Annotated in this window: 15 protein-coding genes; all 15 read left to right on the top strand. The window is 69.1% G+C overall.

Going from position 1 to position 21,680, the window contains the following annotated elements; all coding sequences use genetic code 11:
- The first annotated feature begins 22 nt into the window (after nt 1–22).
- The 15 genes from BMX57_RS04655 (at nt 23) to BMX57_RS04725 (ending at nt 21,510) form a co-directional block, all read left to right on the top strand.
- Nucleotides 23–712 (top strand): HAD family hydrolase, encoded by a 690-nt coding sequence (locus tag BMX57_RS04655; RefSeq protein WP_092362962.1) that lies wholly within the window; start codon nt 23–25, stop codon nt 710–712.
- 146 nt (nt 713–858) lie between these two features.
- Complete coding sequence (locus tag BMX57_RS04660) at nt 859–2,430, top strand: trimethylamine methyltransferase family protein (RefSeq protein WP_092362963.1); 1,572 nt, start codon at nt 859–861, stop codon at nt 2,428–2,430.
- Between the two features lie 69 nt (nt 2,431–2,499).
- Nucleotides 2,500–4,266: a DUF4153 domain-containing protein gene (locus tag BMX57_RS04665; RefSeq protein ID WP_092362964.1), complete on the top strand. Its 1,767-nt coding sequence runs from the start codon at nt 2,500–2,502 to the stop codon at nt 4,264–4,266.
- A gap of 86 nt (nt 4,267–4,352) precedes the next feature.
- Entirely contained in the window at nt 4,353–4,940 is a 588-nt protein-coding gene (locus tag BMX57_RS04670) for a heme NO-binding domain-containing protein (protein WP_092362965.1), read from the top strand.
- On the top strand, nt 4,937–5,965 hold the full coding sequence (locus BMX57_RS04675; protein WP_092362966.1) for a GGDEF domain-containing protein: 1,029 nt from the start codon (nt 4,937–4,939) through the stop codon (nt 5,963–5,965). The genes BMX57_RS04670 and BMX57_RS04675 overlap by 4 nt, the downstream gene beginning before the upstream one ends.
- Before the next feature lie 251 nt (nt 5,966–6,216).
- On the top strand, nt 6,217–6,906 hold the full coding sequence (locus BMX57_RS04680; RefSeq protein ID WP_092362967.1) for a hypothetical protein: 690 nt from the start codon (nt 6,217–6,219) through the stop codon (nt 6,904–6,906).
- A 3-nt stretch (nt 6,907–6,909) separates the two neighbouring features.
- A complete protein-coding gene (locus BMX57_RS04685; protein WP_092362969.1) occupies nt 6,910–8,565 on the top strand; it encodes a S1 family peptidase in 1,656 nt (551 codons plus the stop codon).
- A 7-nt stretch (nt 8,566–8,572) separates the two neighbouring features.
- The gene (locus BMX57_RS04690; RefSeq protein ID WP_092362970.1) at nt 8,573–9,493 is read left to right on the top strand and encodes a hypothetical protein; all 921 of its coding nucleotides are present in this window, start codon (nt 8,573–8,575) and stop codon (nt 9,491–9,493) included.
- An 8-nt stretch (nt 9,494–9,501) separates the two neighbouring features.
- On the top strand, nt 9,502–12,570 hold the full coding sequence (locus BMX57_RS04695) for a virulence factor SrfB (protein ID WP_092362972.1): 3,069 nt from the start codon (nt 9,502–9,504) through the stop codon (nt 12,568–12,570).
- A 13-nt stretch (nt 12,571–12,583) separates the two neighbouring features.
- A complete protein-coding gene (locus tag BMX57_RS04700; protein ID WP_092362974.1) occupies nt 12,584–15,187 on the top strand; it encodes a virulence factor SrfC family protein in 2,604 nt (867 codons plus the stop codon).
- Entirely contained in the window at nt 15,184–16,167 is a 984-nt protein-coding gene (locus tag BMX57_RS04705) for an SEL1-like repeat protein (RefSeq protein ID WP_092362976.1), read from the top strand. The genes BMX57_RS04700 and BMX57_RS04705 overlap by 4 nt, the downstream gene beginning before the upstream one ends.
- Nucleotides 16,151–18,061 carry a vWA domain-containing protein gene (locus BMX57_RS04710; protein WP_092363115.1) on the top strand — a complete coding sequence of 637 codons (1,911 nt, stop codon included), beginning with the start codon at nt 16,151–16,153 and terminating at the stop codon, nt 18,059–18,061. The genes BMX57_RS04705 and BMX57_RS04710 overlap by 17 nt, the downstream gene beginning before the upstream one ends.
- Before the next feature lie 4 nt (nt 18,062–18,065).
- Nucleotides 18,066–18,779: an ABC transporter ATP-binding protein gene (locus tag BMX57_RS04715; protein ID WP_092362978.1), complete on the top strand. Its 714-nt coding sequence runs from the start codon at nt 18,066–18,068 to the stop codon at nt 18,777–18,779.
- Nucleotides 18,773–19,969, top strand: a complete 1,197-nt coding sequence (locus tag BMX57_RS04720) for an ABC transporter permease family protein (RefSeq protein WP_092362980.1) — start codon at nt 18,773–18,775, stop codon at nt 19,967–19,969. The genes BMX57_RS04715 and BMX57_RS04720 overlap by 7 nt, the downstream gene beginning before the upstream one ends.
- Complete coding sequence (locus tag BMX57_RS04725) at nt 19,969–21,510, top strand: formylglycine-generating enzyme family protein (protein WP_092362982.1); 1,542 nt, start codon at nt 19,969–19,971, stop codon at nt 21,508–21,510. Before BMX57_RS04720 ends, BMX57_RS04725 begins: the two co-directional genes overlap by 1 nt.
- Nucleotides 21,511–21,680 lie beyond the last annotated feature (170 nt).

A 21,680-nucleotide genomic window follows, 5' to 3' on the forward strand; every position in this document is an offset into this window, starting at 1 on the left:
CGGCGCCGGTAAGGGGAAAGCGATGCGGGTCGAGGCCATTCTGTTCGACAAGGACGGCACGCTGTTCGAATTCGCCGCCACCTGGGGGCCGTTTGCGCGCGCCTTCCTGCTGCGCGTTGCGGAGAACGATCCGGATCGCGCCACACGCATCGGCCACACCGTCGGATATGACATGGCGACCGACCGGTTCGATCCCGACAGTGTTCTGATCGCCGCCACCGCAGACGACATCGCCCGCGACCTGCGCTCCAGCCTGCCGCACCTGTCGCATGCCGCGCTGGTCGATCTGCTCAACGAGGAGGCTGCGCTGGCCCCGCAGGCGCAGCATTTGCCGCTGGCGCCCTATCTGGACGCGCTGCTCGGGCGCGGCCTGAAGCTGGGCGTGGCGACCAACGATTCCGAGATCCCGGCGCTCAGCCACCTGGAAGCGGCCGGTATCCGCGACCGGTTCGAATTCGTCGCGGGATTCGACAGCGGTCACGGGGCCAAGCCGGGAACCGGCCAGTTGCTGGCCTTTGCCGCCCATGTCGGGCTGGATCCGGCGCAGGTGGTGATGGTGGGCGACAGCACTCATGACCTGATGGCCGGTCGCGCGGCCGGCATGGTGACGATCGGTGTGCTGACCGGCCTGGCCGGGGCCGATGTTCTGGCGCCGTTTGCCGATGCCGTTCTGCCCGATATCGGGCATATCCCGGCCTGGCTGGACCGCTGACCGCCCGGCCGGAAGCGGAACCGCCGAACAAATTCTTCGAAAACGCCCGCTTCGGGACCAAAAGCGACAGGATCTGTCGCGTTCGGAGCGGCCATTGTCCCCCGGGATCGGGCCTGCTGGTCCCGTTCAGGATGAGGACAAGGCAGATGGCCGACACGACGACACGCAGGCGGCGGGGCGCAGGACGGTCCGGTGGACGGGCCGGGGCCGCAGCCCGGCGCGGAGACGCGGTGATCGAACAAATGCCCTGGGATCCGCCAGTCAATATCGACCGACCGACCGAGCCGCTGGAGGCCGAAGGGGTTGCCGCGATCCATGACGGCGCCATGCGCATCCTCGAAGAGATCGGCATCGCCTTCCTGAACGAGGACGCGCTGCGCCTGTTCCGCGAGGCGGGTTGCAAGGTTGACGGCGACGTGGTGCGGATGGACCGCGATTTCGTGATGGAGATGGTCGCCCGCGCCCCGGCCAAGTTCACGATCACGCCGCGCAACCCGGACCGGACGATCGAGATCGGGGGGCGGAACCTGCTGTTCGGCAATGTCTCCTCGCCGCCCAACTACTGGGATCTGGAGATCGGCAGGAAGGTGTCGGGCAATCGCGATATGTGCCGCAACCTCCTCAAGCTGACGCAATATTTCAACTGCATCCATTTCGCCGGCGGCTATCCGGTCGAGCCGGTCGACATCCATGCCTCGGTCCGGCATCTTGACGTGCTCTATGACAAGCTCACGCTCACCGACAAGGCGATGCATGCCTATTCGTTGGGCAAGGAGCGGGTCGAGGACGTGATGGAGATGGTGCGCATCGCCGGTGGTCTGAGCGACGAGGAATTCGAATCGACCCCGCGCATGTATACCAACATCAACTCGACCTCGCCGCTCAAGCACGACCAGCCGATGATCGACGGCTGCCTGCGGCTGGCGCGGCGCGGGCAGGCCATCGTGGTCACGCCCTTCACCCTGGCCGGAGCGATGGCGCCGGTGACGATGGCCGGCGCGGTGGCACAGTCTATCGCCGAGGCGCTCAGCGCGATTGCCCTGTTCCAGTATGTGCGCCCCGGCATCCCCTGCGTGATCGGCACTTTCACCTCGAACGTGGACATGAAATCCGGCGCGCCCGCTTTCGGAACACCGGAATACATGCGCTCGACCCAGATGACCGGCCAGATGGCGCGGTTCTACGGCCTGCCGATGCGGTCCTCGGGCGTCTGCGCGGCCAACGTGCCGGACGGGCAGGCGGTCTGGGAGACGTCGAACTCGCTCTGGGCGGCGGTGCAGTCGGGAACCAACATCGTCTATCACGCCGCCGGCTGGCTGGAGGGCGGGCTGATCGCCAGCCCCGAGAAATTCATCATGGATTGCGAGATCCTGCAGCAGATACAGCGTTACATGCAGCCCGAAGTGACCTCGACCGCGCCCGACGCCATCGCGCTCGACGCCATCGCCGAGGTCGGGCACCAAGGGCATTTCTTCGGCATCCAGCACACGCAGGACCGCTATACCAGTGCCTTCTACCAGCCGTTCCTGAGCGACTGGAAGAACTACGAGGCGTGGGAGAGCGTCGGCGGCATCTGGACCGCAGAGCGCGCGCATCACCTGTTCAAGCAGATCATCGCATCCTTCGAGGCGCCGCCGATGGACCCGGCAATCCGCGAGGAACTGGCGGCCTTCGTCGTCCGCCGCAAGGAAGAGGGCGGCGCGCCGACCGACTTCTGATCCCGGGCGCTCTGGCCTTGGCCGCGGTGCGGCATTAGACTGGATCCGGGCAGAAACAGGATCCAAAACATGACCCGAACGGGACAGGACGCGCCGATCCGCCTGCGCCTGGCGCTTGGCGGGCTGGGCGCGCTGGCCGGCCTGGCGCTGTGGGCGCTGGGCGAGGCAAAGGGAAACCCGCAGCTGCCGCCGATGCTCTGGCTGCTGTCACTGGCCGGCCTGGGCAGTTTCGCCGCCGTGGCGCTGGCTCTGTCGGGGCCGCTTCGGTTTGCTGTGGCTCTGCTGGGCGGCGTGGCGGTCGCGGTGCCGGCGGCGTTGCTCCTGGGCTGGGCCGGGCTGCGATTCGACGCCGCCGACGAGGTGGCCGGGCGGCCGGAGTTGCTCACCGTCTGGATGCTGATGCTGTTTCTCGTCACGCCCTTCGTTCTGGTGCGCTTGCGGGGCAGGGAGCCCGTGACCGACCACGCCGCGCTGTTCGAGGCGGCATGGAACCTGACCGTCCGCTATGGCCTTGCCTGGCTGTTCATCGGGCTGTTCTGGCTGGTGCTGCTCCTGTCGGCGGGATTGCTGGAACTGGTCGGGGTCGACGCGATCGAGCGGATCCTGCGCAGCGACCGGCTGCGTTTCGTGCTCAGCGGCGGGGTGCTGGGCCTGGCGCTGGCCGTGATGCACGAGTTGCGAAAACGTATCTCTCCCGATCTTGCGCTGCGGCTGCTCAGGCTGTTGCTGCCCGTGCTGCTGACGGTTCTGCTGGTGTTCCTCGTGGCGCTTCCCTTCCGTGGCCTGACCGGTCTGTTCGGCGGCGTGTCGCCGGCGGCAACGCTGATGGGGACCGTGGCGGCGGCGATCACGCTGGTTTCGGCGGCGCTCGACCGGGACGAGGCCAATGCGGTCGCCACGAGCGGGTTGCGCGGCGCGACCCGGGTGCTGGCGGTGATCCTGCCTGTGCCGGCCGCTCTCGCGGTCTGGGCGATCGCGCTGCGCGTCCACGCCCATGGCTGGACGCCGGATCGCCTGCTGGCGGCCCTGGCGGCGGGGGTTCTGCTGGCCTATGCGCTCAGCTACGCGGCCTGCGCCTTGTCGGGGCGGCGCTGGACGGGTCGGATCCGGACCTGCAACGTGGCCCTGGCCGGGGTCTCGATCCTGCTGGCCGCGCTGTGGCTGACCCCGGCGCTGGACGCGTTCCGCATCTCGGCCGCCAGTCAACTGGCCCGCCACCAGACGGGTGGGACCGATGGCACGGATTTGCCGCTCTGGCACATGGCGCATGACTGGGGCCGCGCGGGCCGTGCCGGACTGGACCGGCTGGCGACCGGGGCCGACCTCGCATTGGCCAAGCGTATTGCCGAGGCCCGCAACACGCCCAGTCGCAGCAGCTATGAGTCCGCGGCCGAAGATGACAGCGTGCAACAGGATGCGGCGGAACTGGTCGAGGTGATGCCGGTGCGTCCGCAGGGCGCATCGTTTGCAGGGCGGGATCTCGACCAGGTGCCGCCCTTCTATGTCCGCCAATGGCTGGACGGTTGCCGCCGCCAATTGTCCGACGGGCGGCCAGGCTGCGTGCTTGTGCGGGGGAATTTCCGCCCTGGGATCCCGGCCGCGCAACAGGCGATGGTCCTGTTCCTCGATTCGGGGCAGAGGGTGCGGGCGACCTATCTGCGCCACCGACCGGACGGCGATCCCGACCTGCGTGCGGTCTTCGACCCGCAGGAAGGCTCGGTGCCCGACCTGCCGGCGGGGGCACTCGCGCAGGTTCTCGATGGCGAGTCCGATGTCGTGCCCTCGGGCGTGCGGGCGCTGGGTGTCGGTGGCGCCGTGCTGATGCCGGGGTTCTAACTACAATTCGACTGATCCCGGCCCCGGTTGGTGTTTTGTTAACGGATGCCGGAGAAGTCTTGGGCGACTGGAATACGGGTCCCGAAATGCACGGTTTGATCAACAAGGCGATTCAATCCTTTGTTTGCTCCAGCTATGGGCGCAACCGGTGGCACCGCGCGGCCGAGAAAGCGCAGCTCGGGTTTGTCGAGTTCGAGGCGATGCTGGTCTATGACGATACTGTGTCCGAGCGGATCCTGCGCGCCTTGTGCCACGAGCTTGGCCGCCCGCCCGAGGAGCTTCTGGAAGACCTGGGGACCTATCTTGTCTCGCACCCCGATACCGAGGCGTTGCGCCGCCTGCTGCGCTTCGGAGGGGTCAGCTATGTCGAATTCCTGCATTCCCTCGACGACCTGCCCGACCGGGCGCGGCTGGCGGTGTCCGACCTTGTACTTCCGGCGCTGGAGCTGCACGAACACAGCCAGACCCGGTTCACGCTGACCTGCGCGCCTGGCCTGGCGGGCTTCGGGTACGTGATGATGGGCATCCTGCGGGCGATGGCCGACGATTACGGTGCGCTGGTGATGCTCGAGCATTTGGAGGCGCCCGGAAAGTGCGAACGGATCACCGTCACCCTTGTCGAATCGGCCTTTGCCGAGGGGCGCCGGTTCGAACTGGGGGCGCGTGCGTCTTGATCGGCCGGGACGAGCTTGGCGACCTGCTGGCGCGATTGTGCCCGATGTACCTGCTGCTCGACCCCGAGGGCGCGATCCTGAGGCAGGGGCCGACCCTGCGCAAGCTGCGGCCGGGCCGCAGCCTGGCCGGCCAGCGCCTTTTCGCGGTCTTCGATCTGCAGCGTCCGCGCTCGGTGACGACGATGGCGTCCTTGATGCAGGCCGCCGAGGGCAAGCTGCGCCTGCGGTTTCGCGATCCGCCGCACACCGCGTTCAAGGGCGCCGTCGCGCCGTTGCCCGGTGGGGCCGGCGCGATCGTCAATCTGTCCTTCGGCATTTCGATCCTCGATGCGGTGCGGGATCACGACCTGACCAGCGCCGATTTCTCCGGCACCGATCTGGCCATCGAACTGCTCTACCTGGTCGAGGCGAAATCGGCTGCGATGGCGGCGTCGCGGTCGCTGAACCTGCGGCTGCAAGGGGCCCGGATCGCGGCCGAGGAACAGGCCTTCACCGACACGCTGACCGGCCTCAAGAACCGGCGCGCGATGGATCATGTGCTCGACCGGCTGCTGGCCGCCGAAGCGGGGTTCGCGGTGATGCAGCTCGACCTGGACTATTTCAAGACCGTGAATGACACGCTGGGTCACGCAGCCGGCGATCATGTCCTGCAGCACGTGGCGCGGATCATGATCGAGGAGACGCGCGAGAAGGACACGATCGTCCGGGCCGGCGGCGACGAATTCGTCCTGATCTTTCACGATGTCGAGGACCGGCGGCGCCTGGAACGGATTGCGCGCCGGCTGATCGCGCGGCTGGAAGAACCGATTACCTTCGGCGAAGAGACCTGCCGGATCTCGGCCAGTGCCGGGACCGTCCTGTCTTCGCAATTGCCCGCCCGGCAAGCGTCGCGCCTGTTGCAGGCGGCGGATCAGGCGCTGTATCAGGCCAAGCGGTCCGGTCGGGCCTGCCATCGGTTCTACGACCTCGCGATGGAGGATGGCGGGTGCGACGGCGGAACCGCATCCCGGGAGCCCGAGGGTTGAAGTTCCGACGGACCGAAGCCGTCCGGCCGGAACATGGCGTGAGGGCAGCGGCCGGACCCTTCGACCGTTGCACGCGCCCACACTTCGGACGGTCCTGTCCATGGCGAAATCATGCGGGGCGCGGCACCTCGCGGCCATGCGACTTGCAACCCGAGACGGGCGCGGCCTAACCTTCTGGCAGTGAACCAAAATGCGCAGGCCGCATCCGACGCCAACAGGCGGAGGGACGGCCGCACATCCCCGGGGGCCGGATGCGTCTGATCATAGCCTTGCTTGCGGTGGCGCTGATTGCGCTGACCGGCGCGTCGGCCGCCCTTGTGCTTCAGGCCTGCGGCGTCCGGTTGCCGTTCACCGGGCGGGTGATCTCGTTCTGCGAACCTCCGGGCAGGGCGGCCGAGCGCGCCGCGCTGACCGCCGCCGACCGCGAAGGCGCCGGACTGGTGGCGCGGGTGACGCAGTTGGAGAGCGATCTGGCGCTTCTGCAATGCAAGGCCGATCCGCCACCACCCCCGCCACCGCCCCCCCCGCCTAGACCCGCCACGCCAAGCGGGCTGGCGCCGGATGCGTTCGACAGCGGCGACATCTCGGTGATGGAGGGGTGCTGGCAATTGTCATCGAACTACGCCGTGCGCGAGATAAATACCGGCGAGATCACTCATTTCCGCAACTGGCGCATCTGTTTCGACGCGGATGGCAACGGCACGCAGGTCATGCGCTCGACCAACGGTGTCCGCTGCGAAGGCGGGATCTCGGGCCGGATGCCGGGCAACGGCCGGCTGAGCATGCGTGAGCCGGGCAACCTGCGCTGCGACAACGGCTCGTCGATCTTCCGGCGGGACATCACCTGCCGCATCGGCGATGACGGGCTGGCCCGCTGCGACACCTATCAACCCGAAACCAACGGCCGCAGCTCCGCCACGCTGCGCCGGGCGAGGAGGTAGCCCATGGCCGAGCAATTCCTGTCCAAGATTCGCGTGGACCAGCAGGATTTCGTCGAGGCCGGGGGCCGCGCGGTCCTGGAACGGCACGACGAGCTGCGGGCCATGCTGTCCGACCGGGCCGGACCCGAGACCGCCGCGCTGTTCGCCGAGCCGCTGATCAGCCGCGGCAACGACACCGCCCCGCCCAGCATCGCGTGGTATGCCGACGGCTCCGAGGCGCCGCGCCCGTTCTCGGCGCTGAGCGGGGCCGAACGGGACCGGGCCGAGGCCTGGCTGCGCGACCACCTGCGCCCGCTGCGCGCGCTGGCCGAGGATCCCGAGACCGCCGACCTGGCCTGGGGTCTGCTCAGCACCTATGGGCAGGACGACGTGATGATGCTGGGCGAGCGGCCGGTCGTGGTCAACTGGGGCCTTCTGCCCGGCGGACGCGGGGCCAGCGTCGCCAGCCGCCCGGCGCATTTCGAAGCCGGGCTGGGCCGCTTTCTTGAGCCGCCCGCACGTGTTCGCCCGCAGGCCGCGCCGCATGTGACGCCGGCCTCGGCGACGGCCGTCACCCCTTTAGCCGAGCCCCGGCGGCTGCGCCCGGTGGCCTGGGTACCGCTGATCCTGTTGCTGCTGTTGTGCGGTGGCGTTCTGCTGTGGTTGTTGCAGCCCGGCACCCGCCTGTTCCCGCCCGACGCGCCGAAGCTGAGCGAGGCCGACCTGCTTCAGGCCCAGATCGCCAGGAACGCCAGCCTGCGGGACCGGGCCGAGGCGCTCGAGGCGGATCTTGCCGGCGCGGTCTGCCGGGCAGACGGGGTGCTGATCCTGCCCGGCGGGCTGACGCCGGACGGGCTGACCCCGCCGCCCGAGGGCACCGGCTTTCCAGCCCGGGCCGCGGCGGCGCCGAACGCGGTGCTGCCGACGCAGGCGGGCCGGGTGCTGGTCCCCGATCCCGACGCGCCCGACAGTCCGCAGAGCCTGCTGGAGCATATCGCCGCGCGGACGGTGCTGATCCTCGCCGGGAACGGTTCTGGCGGGTTCGCCGGATCGGGTCTGGTGGTGGGGCCGGGCCTGGTCGTCACCAACCAGCATGTGGTGTCCGAGGCCCGAGATGGGCCTATCCTGGTGGCTGGCGGCGCCCTTGGCGCACCAGTGGAGGCAACCGTGCTCAAGGTGCAGGGGCCGCTGGCCGAAACCGGGGCGGATTTCGCGCTGCTCGAACTGCCGGTGACGGACCTGCCCGCATTTGCGCTGCATAGGGCCGGCGCGCCACTCACCCTGACCAACGTGATCGCGGCGGGCTATCCTGGCGACGTGTTGGAGGTCGATGGCGGGTTCGCGGCGCTGCAGGCGGGCGATGCGGGCGCGGTTCCGGCGCTGACCCTGACCGACGGGATCGTCAACACCGAGCAGCGCATGGGCGAGGGCACCGATCTGCTGATGCATTCGGCGCCGCTCAGCAGCGGCAATTCAGGCGGCCCGCTGGTGGATATGTGCGGCCGCGTCGTCGGTGTGAACAGCTTTGTCCGCAAGGGACCGATGCAGAATCGCGGGTTTGCGCTGGCGGTGTCGGACCTGCTGGCCTTCCTGGAAGGGACGCAGGCGGATCCCGTGATCACGCCGGATGCCTGCGCCCCGGTGGTGCGGCCTTACGGCGCCTCGGTGGAGCCGGGATGATGCGCGCATGAGCTCGGTGCTGGCCACGACCACGTCCGAAGGGCTGCAGCCGCTCGGCAGTGCGGCGCAGCGATCCTATGAGCTGGTGAGCGGCGCGCTGCGCGACCGTCTGGGCGAGGCGCATGCCCGGCTTCTGGCCGAACCGGTGGCGGCAGAGCATGGCGACCGCATCGACTGGCACGCGCCGGTCCCCGGCCGGGCGGTGCCGGTTGACGGCCTGTCGCCCCACGACCGCGCGGCGCTGGGCGCGCGGCTTTCGACGCTGACGGCGGAGATCCTGGCCGAGGCCGGGCGCCTGCGCGCCGATGGCTCGGCCGAGGCACGGCGGCTGGCCGAGGTGCTGGCCAACGCGGTCGAGGTTCCCTCGGACGCCTATATTCATGCGCTGCAGACAGACGCGGGCTGGCAGCCGGTTCTAGTGCATTGGGCGTGGCGCGGCGACGCCGGGCAGAGCGTGCGCGGGGCGTTGAGCGGCCGCATGCCGGCCCGCGGTGCGCAGGCGGCCTCCGGACCGGTGGTCACGGTCTGGGACAACCCGGCCTGGCTTTGGCTGATCTGGCTGGGCTGGTTCCTGCTGGCCGCACTACTTGCGCTGATCCTGTGGCTGATGCTGCATCCCTGCGGGCTGGCGCCGCTTGGCCCCGATTATTGCCGGGCCGAACCGCAGGCGATTGCCGCGGTCCATACCGAGCAGGATGTGTTGCAGGACCGGGTGTCGGCCCTGCAGCGCGAGATCGCGCTGGCCAACCGCAGCTGCCAACCGACCGTGCCGGTGGCCCCGGCTCGGGACACCGCTGATCCGCCTGCGATCCCTGTGCCCGAGCGCAAGGGCGCGCTGCCGCCTGTCGACCCGCCAACATTGCTGCGCTTGGCAGGGCTGGCGCAGGCACTCTACACTCGGGTAAGCCCTTGGACGTCATCAGATTAGGGAACGTGATGCAAAGCTCTGAACAACTGGCCCGGCTGGTCGATTGGCGGGACGAGGTGACGCTGGTGCCCTATTCCGGGGTGCAGATCCTCGATTTCGGGTTCAGGCTGGATACGCTCGAGATCCGCAATGCGCGGTTCGTCGAACGGTTGACCGGTGGGGACGACGCGCAGGAGGAATGGTCGCTGGTGCCGTTCACCGGCGATACCGAGACCGACGAGGCGATCGAACAAGGCGCGCGGGACGACGACGATGCCTATTCGGTGCGGCCCATCGCGGCGCTTGAGCCGTTCCTGTCGAAATGGGTGCCGGTGCCGGTCTTGCGGATCAAGACCGATCGCGGCCCGGGCGGGGACGAGCGGTTCGACGCCGGCCCCTCGACCTGGGCGCGGATGCGGGTGGTGGAGCTTGATGGCCCGGATCCCGACACCGGCGACAGCCATCGGGTGCAGCTGGCCATCGACACTGCGCTCATCGCCTCGCAGCCCGGCGCATACCTGGCGCCCGAGCCGGCGGATTCCGAGAAATCCCGCGAGTTTCGCCTGGTTTCCGACCCGGCCCGCATGGACTGGTTCCTGCGGCGCCCCGTGGCGGGCGAGGATGGAGAGACTTTGGATTTGCAGAAATGGGTGTCCGACTGGCTGGAAGAGATGTTCCTTGCCTACAAACGTGCAGGACGACCCGGCCGCCGGATCACCGCCGAGACCCTGCCGCACAAGTTCGAGCACTGGGCGCGCTACCTGGCCTTCCTGCGGGTGATCGACCAGGCGGTTTCGGTGCCGAAGCTGCGGCTGGCCAATACCGTCAGCGAACGCGACCGGCTGGCCCCGGTCGAGGCCGAGCTGGTGCTGGACGTGGGCAACTCGCGCACCTGCGGCATCCTGATCGAGCGCTTTCCCGGCGAGACGCGGCTGGATCTGGCGCGGTCCTTCCCGCTGGAGATCCGCGATCTTTCGCGGCCGGAACTGCTGCATTCCGGCCTGTTCGACAGCCGGGTTGAGTTCTCGGAGTTCCGTATGGGCGACGAACGCTTTGCCAGCCGGTCGGGGCGGCGCAATGCCTTCGTGTGGCCCAGCTTCGTGCGCACCGGCCCCGAGGCGCTGCGGCTGGTTGCGGGCGAGGAGGGGACCGAGACCGCCTCGGGCCTGTCCAGCCCCAAACGCTATCTCTGGGATGACCAGCCGTTGCAGCAGGACTGGCGTTTCCATCATCACTCCGATCCCAACACCTTGCCGAAATCCTTGCGTGCGGGCATGCGGTTCCTCAACGAGACGGGCGATGTTCTGGAACAGGTCGAGGCCGACGAGCGCGCCCGCCTGCGGCCGCGCGGCACCGCCTCGAAAACCCCGGCGATCCGGCCCCGTTTCGCGCGCGCGTCGCTGTTCGGGTTCATGCTGGCCGAGATCATCGCCCATGCCCTGATCCAGGTGAACGCACCGGCCAACCGCGCCCGCCGGCCGCAATCGGACCTGCCGCGCCGGCTGGACCGGATCATCCTGACGCTGCCCACCGCGACCACCGCGCAGGAACAGGCGATCATCCGGTCCAAGGCGCAGGGCGCGCTGAAACTGGTCTGGGCACTGACCGGGCTGGGCGGCGGCGACAGCGCCATCTCGCGCCCGCCCGAGTTGATCGTCGAGTGGGACGAGGCCAGCTGCACGCAGCTGGTCTGGCTCTATTCGGAGCTGACGCAGAAATTCGACGGCCGGATCGACCGCTTCCTCGACCTCAAGGGGCGCCCGCGACCGCGCAGCCCGGGCGCGGATGCGACATCCTCGCTGCGCCTGGCCACCATCGACATCGGTGGCGGCACCACCGACCTGATGATCACCACCTATTGGGGCGAGGCGGGCCGCGTCCTGCATCCCAAGCAGACCTTCCGCGAAGGCTTCCGGGTGGCCGGCGATGAGCTTTTGCAGCGTGTCATCGCCTCGGTGGTTCTGCCGGGGCTGGAGACCGCGATCGGGGCTGCCGGCGGGCGCTATGCCGCCGAGAAGATCCGCGAGCTCTTTACCGGCGATGTCGGCGGGCTGGATCAGCAGAGCGTGCAGAAACGCCGGCAATTCGCGCTGCGGGTGCTGATGCCGGTGGCGGTGCGGATCCTGGAGATCTGCGAGACCGCCGCCGACGACGCGCCGCTGAACGTGGCGCTGGCCGATGTGCTGCCGCTGTGCGAAGAGGACCGGGCCGCGCTTCCGCAGGCGCTTACCGCCTATCTGGAGGATCCCGCCCGCGCGTTGGGCGCCGAGGATTTCGCCCTGCGCGACGTGGTGCTGGAGTTCGGCCGCGAGGAGGTCGACGCCATTGCCCGCGAGGTCCTGCAGAAGGCGCTGGGCAACATGGCCGAGGTGATCGCGCATCTGGGCGTCGATGTCGTGCTGCTGACCGGGCGGCCCTCGCGCCTGCCGGCGGTGCGCGCGATCCTGCAGGAACTTCTGGTGGTTCCGCCGCACCGCATCGTGCCCATGCATGCCTACCGTACCGGGCGCTGGTATCCGTTCCGCGACCCGGTGACCCAGCGCATCGGTGATCCCAAGTCCACCGTCGCTGTGGGCGGCATGCTCATCGCGCTGAGCGACTCGCGCATTCCCAATTTCAAGGTGATGACCGGTGCTTTCCGGATGCAGTCCACCGCGCGCTTCATCGGAGAGATGGACAGTTCCGGCCAGATCCTGGCCGACCGGGTGCTGTTCACCGACGCTGCCGAGGATGGGGCCGCGATCCCCGATGACGAGGCCAGCGTGACCATGTACACGCCCATCCATCTCGGCGCGCGCCAGCTTCCGCTGGAGCGCTGGACCACGACGCCGCTCTACCGGCTGGATTTCGCAACCCGCTCGGCACAATCCCGCGCGCCGCTGCGGGTCACGTTCGAGCGGACCGGATTCGATGATGACGCCGACCTGGAAACGTCCGAGACGGTGCTGCGGCGCGAGGCCATGCGCGAGGCATTTTCGGTCTCGGAGGTCGAGGATGCCGAAGGCGACGGGTTGAAGCCGTCGGAAGTGCTGCTGCGCTTGCATACCCTCGGGTTTGACGATGAATATTGGATTGATACCGGGCTGTTCCGGCTCTGATAGGTGGTGACGCGTGCAGGCACAGGATAAACTGGCAAGCGATTGCGCAACGCTGGAGGCCCAGAGCGGCGAGGCGCTGGCCTGGGTCGAGGACCCCGAGAACGCCGACCTGGTGGGGGCCGAGACCCGGTCTTTGGTGCGGCTTCTGCGCCGGGTGCGCCGCCGGGCAAGGCGGCTGGGCCAGGCGGCCCGCACACGCATGTCGGTCAGCGTGTTCGGCCCCAGCCAGGCGGGCAAGTCCTTCCTCGTCTCGGTTCTGGCCCGACCCGAGTCCGGCCCGCTGGTGGCCGATTTCGATGCGCCCGAGGGGCAGCTGGACTATATCCGCCAGATCAATCCCGAAGGCGAGGGCGAAAGCACCGGCTTGGTGACGCGGTTCACGATGGTCAAGCAGGCGACGCCCGAGGGCTTCCCGGTGCGCCTGACCCTGCTGGGCGAGGCGGATATCGCGCGCACCCTGGTCAATTCCTTCTTCATGGATGGCGACCGGTCCGAACCGGTGCCCGAACCGGACGAGATCGCCGCCCATCTCGATACGTTCCGCGCCCGGGCCGGCGCGGCCCGTCCCGGTCTGGAACCCGACGACGTTCTGGAGATCGGCGAATATGTCGAGGCCGGGTTCGGGCGCGAGGCCTATGCCGCGGCACTCAGGCCGTTCTGGGACGAGGCGGCGCAGATCGCGCCCGGCTTGTCGGCCGAGGATCGGGCGGCGTTCTTCGCGCTTCTCTGGGGCGGGCATCGGCCGTTCTCGGAGCTCTACGCGCGGCTGGCCGCCGCGCTTGCCGAACTGGGCCACGCCGGCGAAGTGTTTGCCGGGCTCGACGCGTTGGTGCCGCGCGACAGCTCGATCATCGACGTCAAGACGCTGTCGGGCGGGGCCGATGGCACGCCGCTCACGGTCAGCACGCCGGATGGGCGGCAGGCCGCGTTGCCGCGCTCGGTGATTTGCGGGCTGGCCGCCGAGCTTGTGCTGCCGATGCGGGACCTGCCGTCGCAGATATTCACCGAGACCGATCTCCTGGACTTTCCCGGCGCCCGCAACCGGTTCGAACAGGACCTGGGCAAGGCGTTCGAGGCGGGCGGCGCGCTGCTGCCCGAATTGCTGCTGCGGGGCAAGGTCGCCTATCTCTTCGACCGCTATGTCGAAATGCAGGAAATCACCTCGATGCTGCTGTGCATTCCCGACAGCAACATGGAAACCGTCGATCTGCCGGGGCTGGTCCAGACCTGGATCGCGCGCACGCATGGTGCGACGGCCGAGCAGCGGGCGCAGGCCGACTGCGTGCTGTTCCTCGTGCTCACCAAGCTGGACAAGCACCTCTCGGACAGCGCCGCCGAAGGCGGCGACCAGACCCGGTTCGACCGCCGGATGCAGGCCTCGCTGCTGGAGAAGTTCGGCAAGGGCAGCGACGCTTGGGTCTCGGAGTGGCGCCCGGGGCAGCCGTTCGACAATTGCTATTGGCTGCGCAACCCGAATTTCTATGTCGAGGGGCTGATCGACTATGACGAGGCCCGGCGCGAAACGCGGATCCGGCCCGAAAAACAAGAGCGTCTGGCCGAGCTGCGCGAAGGTTGCCTGCACTCGGACGCGGTGCAGCGCCATTTCGCGGATCCGGCCGCAGCCTGGGACGCGGCGCTGACCCTGAATGACGGCGGGGTGAGCTATCTTCTGCAAAGCCTTGAAAAGAAGTGCAAACCGGATAGCAAGCTCAATCAGATCCAGGGGCAGCTGGATGGGTTGATTGCCAATGTCACGCAGGCAATGGCACCGTTTCATGTCTCGGACGATGTGGAACGACGCATCGCCGAGAAACAGGAGGCGGCGGCCCGGGTCATCGACGATCTGGAACAGGCCTTGGGCCGGCACAGGTTCGGCGCGCTGCTGGGCGCGCTGATGGTGGACCAGGACGAGATCGCCGCCCGTATCGGCCGGGTGCCCAGCTCGGTGCGGATCACCAACGCGGTCAGCGCCGCCGCGGATGGCGCACCGGCGGGCCTGCAGCGCCCGGATCGTCCGGCGCGGCCCCGTCCGGGCAATGACGAGGCCGGCACGCGCACGCGGACCCTGGAGCAGTTCCAGGCCGATACGGCGCTGGAGGCGTGGATCGAGGCGATCAAGACCTTCCGGGACGATACCGCGCGGCGGCGGGCCTGCGGGCTGGAGGAGTCCAGCGGTCTCGACCTGGTGGCCGAGTTGATCCACGCGGTGCGCCGCACGCGGCTCGGGCCGCGACTGGCCACGCAGCTGGCGGATGTGAATTTCGGCCTCACGGTCGAGCAGCAGGCGCAGCCGGCCGCGATCCTGGGGGCCGAGGCGATCAACAGTTTCGTCTGGACCCTTGGCATGGACGAGATGCCGGAAGGCGACCGCCCACAGGTGCGCACGGCCGATGGCGGGCACCGGCCGATCTTTGCGCGCAATGGCGCCCATGACACCGTGGCCGACCTGCCGGAACGTCCGCGGCCGGTGGCCGAAGAGGTCTGGACCGATTGGGTGTTCGCGCTGGACGCCCTGTTCGTGGCCAACGCCAAGGACGGGCTTGGGGGGCAGCTGAACCTCGAGCAGAACCTGCGGCTGGGCCGGATCCTGGATGCGCTGGGCGGATCGGACGGATGAGCCTGTCGGTCCATCCGGACCCCCGCACCGAAGGCGGCGGATACGGGTATCTGAAGATGCCCGGTGGATCCTGGCCCGATCAGGTCAAGGTGGCGGTGCAGGATGCCTATTCGGGTCGCTGGCTGGCGCCGACGGCGGACGGCGCGTCGGATTGGCGGCCCGAGCATCACGCCTTCGGTCCCTACAATGTGCATCGGCACCGTGACTCGGATTGGGTGAGGATCGGGCCGGAAATAATTGATTCGATAGAGGAATACACGCCGCTGTCGATTCAGGTGGAGGATGTTGCGCATGTGATGACCTGGCCCGACACGGTGCCGCCGCGCCTGCGTTCGGCTCGGTCCGGTGGGTTGCAGACGATCGTGAAACCGCGCCGGGATGCGACGGAAGACACCGTGGTCGCGCCGCCACCGCCGCCCGTCGCCGGGACCGAGGATACGGCGCAGCCTGACCCGGTGCCGGACCCCACGCCGGCGCGCAAGGCACGGATCTGGCCGATTCTCGTTTTGCTGCTGATCGGAGCCGGAGCCGCCGCGTGGTATCTGGCGGTCGAGCCACACGTCCGAACGGCGCCCAACGCTCCGGCGGTGGAACCGGTGGCCAGCAGCGGTGAGTGCGCGCTTGACGGGCTGCGCGGGCGTGGCGGGTTCGCCGAGCAGATGGCGGCGGTGCGGGCCTGCGGCTCGGCGGTTTCGCCTGACACCGCGCTGCGGCTGGTCGAGGACGCGGCGGCCACCGAGAACCCGCAGGCGCTGCTGCTGTTCGGAACGCTCTATGATGGCGACCGGCTGGATGCGGCGATCGAGACCGGCGTCGGGCTGAGCTTTGCCGACGATCCGGCCCGCGCGGTCGAGTACTACGCGCGCGCGGTCGAGGCGGGTTCGGCCGAGGCGGCGGAGCAGGTCGGCCGGATCTGTGCGCGTTTGCAGGACTCGGGCCTGACGCTCGAGAAAGGGGCATATGATGATTACTGCCGCTAGGGCCGCTCTGGTCGGGTTCGCCCTGGCCCTTGCGCTGCCGCCGGGCCAGGTTGCGGCGAATGACCGCCCCCTGCTGGTCGAGGACCGCAAGACGGTGTTTCAGCGCGTGCTGACCCGGCCCGGCGCTGTGCGGCACGCCGCACCAGAGGGGCAGGCCACGCGCCAGTTCCCGGCGTTCCAGCCGCTCTATGTCTATGCCGAGCGGGATGGATGGCTGCAGGTTGGTCCGTCTTCGAGTGCGGGGCCGGAGGGCTGGGTGCGGTCGGACCAGACGGTCGCCTGGAAGCAGAACATCGTCGGCGCGTTCACCAACGCGGCCGGTCGCGAGCGGCAGTTCCTGTTCCGCAGCGAAGACGACCTGCGCGCGCTGATGGAGCACGAGGCGCTGCAGGCGAAGCAGGCGCAACTGCTCGAACAGGCGCGGAACGGCACCTTGCCGGCCGAAAGCGGGATCGTCGCCGTGGAACCCGGGGAGTACGTCAACATCGTCGAGCGGCTTTACCTGATGCCGATCCTCGATTTTGCACAGGACCTGCACCCGCTGACCTATGAGGACAACCTGCTGATGGAAGTGGCCTCGGTGCCGCTGAACGAGGACGGGGCGCAGGCCGGGATGATCGCCGACAGTTTCGACGCCGGCATCGTCTTTGTCTTCGACACCACCATGTCGATGGATCCCTATATCGAGCGCACGCAGCGCGCGGTGCAGAAAATCGTCGAAGAGATCCGCGGCACCGAGATCGGCCGGCGCGTCGAATTCGGCGTGGTCGCCTTTCGCGACAATGCGGATGCCGCGCCGGGGCTGGAATACCGCACGAAAACGCTCCTGCCGCTGGAGCGTCGTGCCGATGCCGCGGCCGTGGTCGCGACAATCCGCGCCGCCACCGACGTGGCGCGCGCCAACTCGCCCGGCTTCAACGAGGACAGTCTGGCCGGGGTCGAGGACGCGGTGGAACTGACCGACTGGGAGGCCGGGGGCCGTGACCCGTTCGATGCGCGGATCGTGGTGCTGATCACCGATGCCGGCCCGAAGGATCCGCGCGACCCGAATGCGCGGTCGCAGATCGGGCCGGCCGAACTGCAACGCGCGGCGCAGGACAAGGGCGTGGCAATCATGACCCTGCACCTGCAGACCCCCGCCGGAGGTGCCGCGCAGCACGCTTGGGCCGAGCGCCAGTACCGCGCCCTCTCGCGCTTCAACGACCAGACCTATTACTATGGAATCCCTGACGGATCTCCGGCCGGGTTCGAGACCACCGTGACCCGGCTCGTGACCGCTCTGACCGACATTATCCGCGTCGCGCGGGACGAGCAGCCGGTGCTTGCGCCTGCCGAGATGGGCGGCGTTGCCGATCTGGGGCTGGCAATGCGGCTGGCCTATCTGGGCCGCCTGCGCGACACGCAGGCGCCGGACGTGATCCGCGGCTGGGTGTCGGAAAAGGCGGTCGAGGATCCCGCGCGCCTGGCCATCGAGCCGCGCCTGCTGGTGACGCGCAACGAGATGGCGACGATGGCCGATCTGCTGTCGGAACTGCTGGAACTGGGCGAGCGCAGCCGCAACGCCGAGGATGCCGCCGGGTTCTTCGGCCAGGTCCGGGCCGTGGTGTCGCGGATGGCGCAAAACCCCGATCGTCTTCTGAACCCCGACACCGACACGCTGGGCGGGGCGCTCGAATTCCTGCAGGATCTGCCCTATGAGAGCCAGCTGATGCTGACCACCGAGGCGCGCTGGCAGCAAAGCGCCATGATCCGCCGCCAGATCCTGGACGGGATGCGCCAGAAGCTGGTGCAATACCGCAAGTGGCTGCTGGATCCGGATGTCTGGACACCGCTCTACGACGCCGCGCCGGATGGCGAGCATGTCTTTGCCATGCCCTTCGACGTGTTGCCCTGAGCCGATGGGCGCGGGGCTGTGCATCCGGAACGGGCGGGTCTCGCTGGGCGTACGGGGGCGCGGGTTCGAGGTGCAGGTCGCGGAGTTGGAGATCGCGCCGGGGCATGCGGTGGCGCTGACCGGTGAGAGCGGTTCTGGCAAGACCCTGGTGCTGGAGCTTCTGGGCCTGTTGCGCGCGCCGGGGCCGGGCATGGCCTATACCTGCGCCGGTCAGGATCTGGCCGGGCTCTGGGCTGCGGGTCCGCGCAGCGCGGCGCTGGCCCGGTCCCGCGGCCGTGTGTTCGGCTTCGTGCCGCAGACCGGCGGGCTGGTGCCGTTCCTGACCGTCGCCGACAACATCGCCCTGCCGCAGCGCCTGACCGGGCGCGTCGACACCGGCTGGTGCGCCACCCTGATCGACCGGCTGGGGCTGGATGGCACGGCGGGGCTATACCCTGGTGACCTGTCCATCGGTCAGCGGCAGCGCACGGCGATTGCGCGGGCGCTGGCGCATCGCCCGCCCGTGGTGATCGCCGACGAGCCGACCGCTGCGCTGGACCCGGCGCGGGCCGACGCGGTGCTGGCGCTGTTGCTGGAGACCGCGCAGGAGGGCGGCAGCACGCTCATCCTGTCGAGCCATGACACGCCGCGGCTGGAGCGGCTGGGCATCGACCGGCTGAGCCTGCACGTCACGCCGGGCGAACCGCCCGTCAGCCGCCTGCAGGCCGGCCGATGCTGATCGTGTCGCTGGCCCTGCGTGACCTGATGCGCGAGCGGTTCTTCCTGCTGTGCAACATCGCCGTGATGGTCGGGATTCTCGTGCCGCTGCTGCTGCTGATCGGGGTCAAGAACGGAGTCTATTCGGCGCTGATCGGCGAGATGCTCAGCGACCCCGCAAGCCGGCAGATCGACACCGTGGGCAACGCCACGCTGGAGGCCGGCCAAATCGCGCCGCTTCGCGACTGGCCCGAGATCGCGTTTCTCACCCCCAAGGTGCGCGGACAGTTCGACTATATGAATGTCCGGGCCGAGGGCGGACGGCGCATGCGGCCTGCGGTGATGATCCCCTCGGGGGAAGGGGATCCGACGCTGCCGCCCGGCGTGGCGCTGGGCCAGACGCAGGTGGCGCTGAGCGCCCGGCTTGCGGAGCACCTCTCGGTCGGCGCGGGCGACGCCCTGCAGCTGGTCAGCCAGGCCGAGGACCGGCCGCGTCAGCTGGTCCTGCCGGTCACGGTGGCCGCGGTCCTGTCGGCAACGGCGATGGAGGGCCATGCCGTCCTGCTGCCCTTCGAACTCCTGGACCTGATCGAGGCGTTTTATGAATCCTATGCCATGCCGGAGCATGGCATCGCCGCGGGGCGGGATCTGGCGCTGCGCAGCCCGTCCTATGAGGGCATACGCGCCTATGTGCACCGTCTCGACCAGTTGGCGCCGGTGCAGGCCCGCATCGAAGAGGCGCTGGGGATTGCGACCAGCGCCCGCAGCCGGGAGGTCGAGGCGCTGCTTGGACTGGGGCGCAACCTGACGCTGGCGCTGGGCCTGACGGCCGGGCTGGCGGCCTTGGGGCTGGGGGCCGCGCTCGCACTGGGGTTCTGGTCGGACGTGGTGCGCAAGCGGGCGACGCTGGCCGGCATCGCGTTGCTGGGGTTGCCCGGTCGCCGCCTGGCCATTTTCCCGGTGGTGCAGGCACTGGTCACCGCGTTGGCCGGGCTGATCCTGAGCTTTGCGCTCTATGCGGTGGCCGCGCGGATCGCCGGTAGGCTGTTCGGTGACGGGTTGCCGGGGGATGCGGCGCTGACCATCATCCCGCCGGCGCAGGGTGCGGCGCTGGTCCTGGGCGTTGTGGTGCTGGCGGTTGGAGCCTCGGGCCTGGCGGCCTGGGTGGCGCTGCGGCTCGACCCCGCGACGGTGCTGAGGGAGGCCGGCTGATGCGCAATCTCGTGCTGCTGCTGATCGGATTGGCCGGCCCTGCTCTGGCGCAGGTGCCGGACTGGCCGGTGGAGCAGTATGACCCGGCCGGCGCGGAGGCGCCGGCGGACCTGGTTCTGCCGATGCCCTGCGGCGGCGGCATGGCCTTCCAAAAGGTGTCGGTTCCGATGGACGCCACGGACCCGCTGGCGGATCGGCGGATCCGGCTGGGACAGTCCGGTGAAGAAACCGGCTATTCCGACTATCTGCGCACGACCTTCCTGAGCGGCCCGTTCAGCGACGAGCCCGAGGCGCGGCACTACTATATCGCCCGCTACGAACTGACGCGCGGCCAATACCGGGCGCTGCAGGGCGATTGCGATCCGCCCGAGCGTGCTGACCGGATCGCCCGCGGCGGGCTGAGCTGGCACGATGCGGTGACGCTGGCGCGGAACTATACCGGCTGGCTTTACTCCAACGCGCCCGAGGCGCTGCCGCGCGCCGGCGAGACGCCGGGGTTTGTCCGTCTGCCCACCGGTGACGAATGGGAATATGCCGCGCGGGGTGGCGCGCGCGCCGATCCCGCCGGATTTGCCGCGCCGCGCTACTTCGTGGACGGAGAGTTGCGCGACCATGCGCTGTTTCACGGCGGCGGCGGGCGTGGGCGGCTGGGGCCGGTCGGTCTGCGCCTGCCCAATCCGCTGGGCCTGTTCGACGTCTATGGCAATGCCGAGGAACTGGTGCTGGACCCGTTCCGCATCAATGCGCTGGGCCGCCCGCACGGGCAGGCCGGCGGAGTGGTCACGCGGGGCGGCTCGGTGCTGTCATCCGCAGCAGAGATCGGCAGCGCGCGGCGCACGGAGTATCCGCCTTATGCGCCCGAGACCGGACGCCCGTTGCGCGGTGACACGTTCGGATTGCGTCTGGTGATCGGCGCGCATTTGGCCACGTCCGAGGCCCGGCTGGGCGCGATCCGCGACCGCTGGCAGGACCTGGCCCGCGCCGATCCCGTCGACGAGAGCGACCCCGAGGCCACGCTGGCCGCGCTGATCGAGGCCGAGCCGGATCCCCGGCGGCAGGCTGCGCTGGCCGCATTGCAGCTGGAATTGCGCCGCAATCGGGACCGCGTACAGACGGCCCTGCAGCAATCGGCGCGGGCCACATTGCTGGCCGGCGCGGCCTTCGTGCAGACGCTGTCGCGCAACGCCCGCGCGATCGAGGGCAAGGCGGCGAGCATCCGCCTGCTGGTCGAGCTGCAGCGCGCTGGCGACGACAGCCCGATGCTGCGCCGCCAGTTGGCCGCGCATGTCACCGAGATCGAGGCGATGCGGGATCAGCAGCGTGTGCAGCTGACCTCGTACAGGGCGGCGCTCGATGCGCTGGTCGGGGACGTGCCGCCCGAGGACCGCGTGCGGGCCGCGCGGGTGCTGGAGGAGGAGCTGTCCCTGTCGCGGCAGGTCGACCTGGGCGGCGCCTTGCGACGGTTTGTTGCAGATCTGGAAACCTATGCCGAGTCACCGGACATGCCGGCGGACATATTGCTGGAAACCGCGCTGGACTGAGCGGGAAATGGCCGGAAGGTCGGCAATGTTGAGCCGCAACGCGCGCGAAGGCCGCTTGCGCAGGGGCGCCGGAGGTGTTCACAATACGGCGCGCTGAGCGTCCTGAACGGCTGCGGCGCTTGACAAAAGACGGGCCGTTTGCTGGGCTGAAGCACCGATTGTGTTTAGTG

The sequence above is a fragment of the Cribrihabitans marinus genome (assembly GCF_900109035.1).
GTDB classification, from domain to species: domain Bacteria; phylum Pseudomonadota; class Alphaproteobacteria; order Rhodobacterales; family Rhodobacteraceae; genus Cribrihabitans; species Cribrihabitans marinus.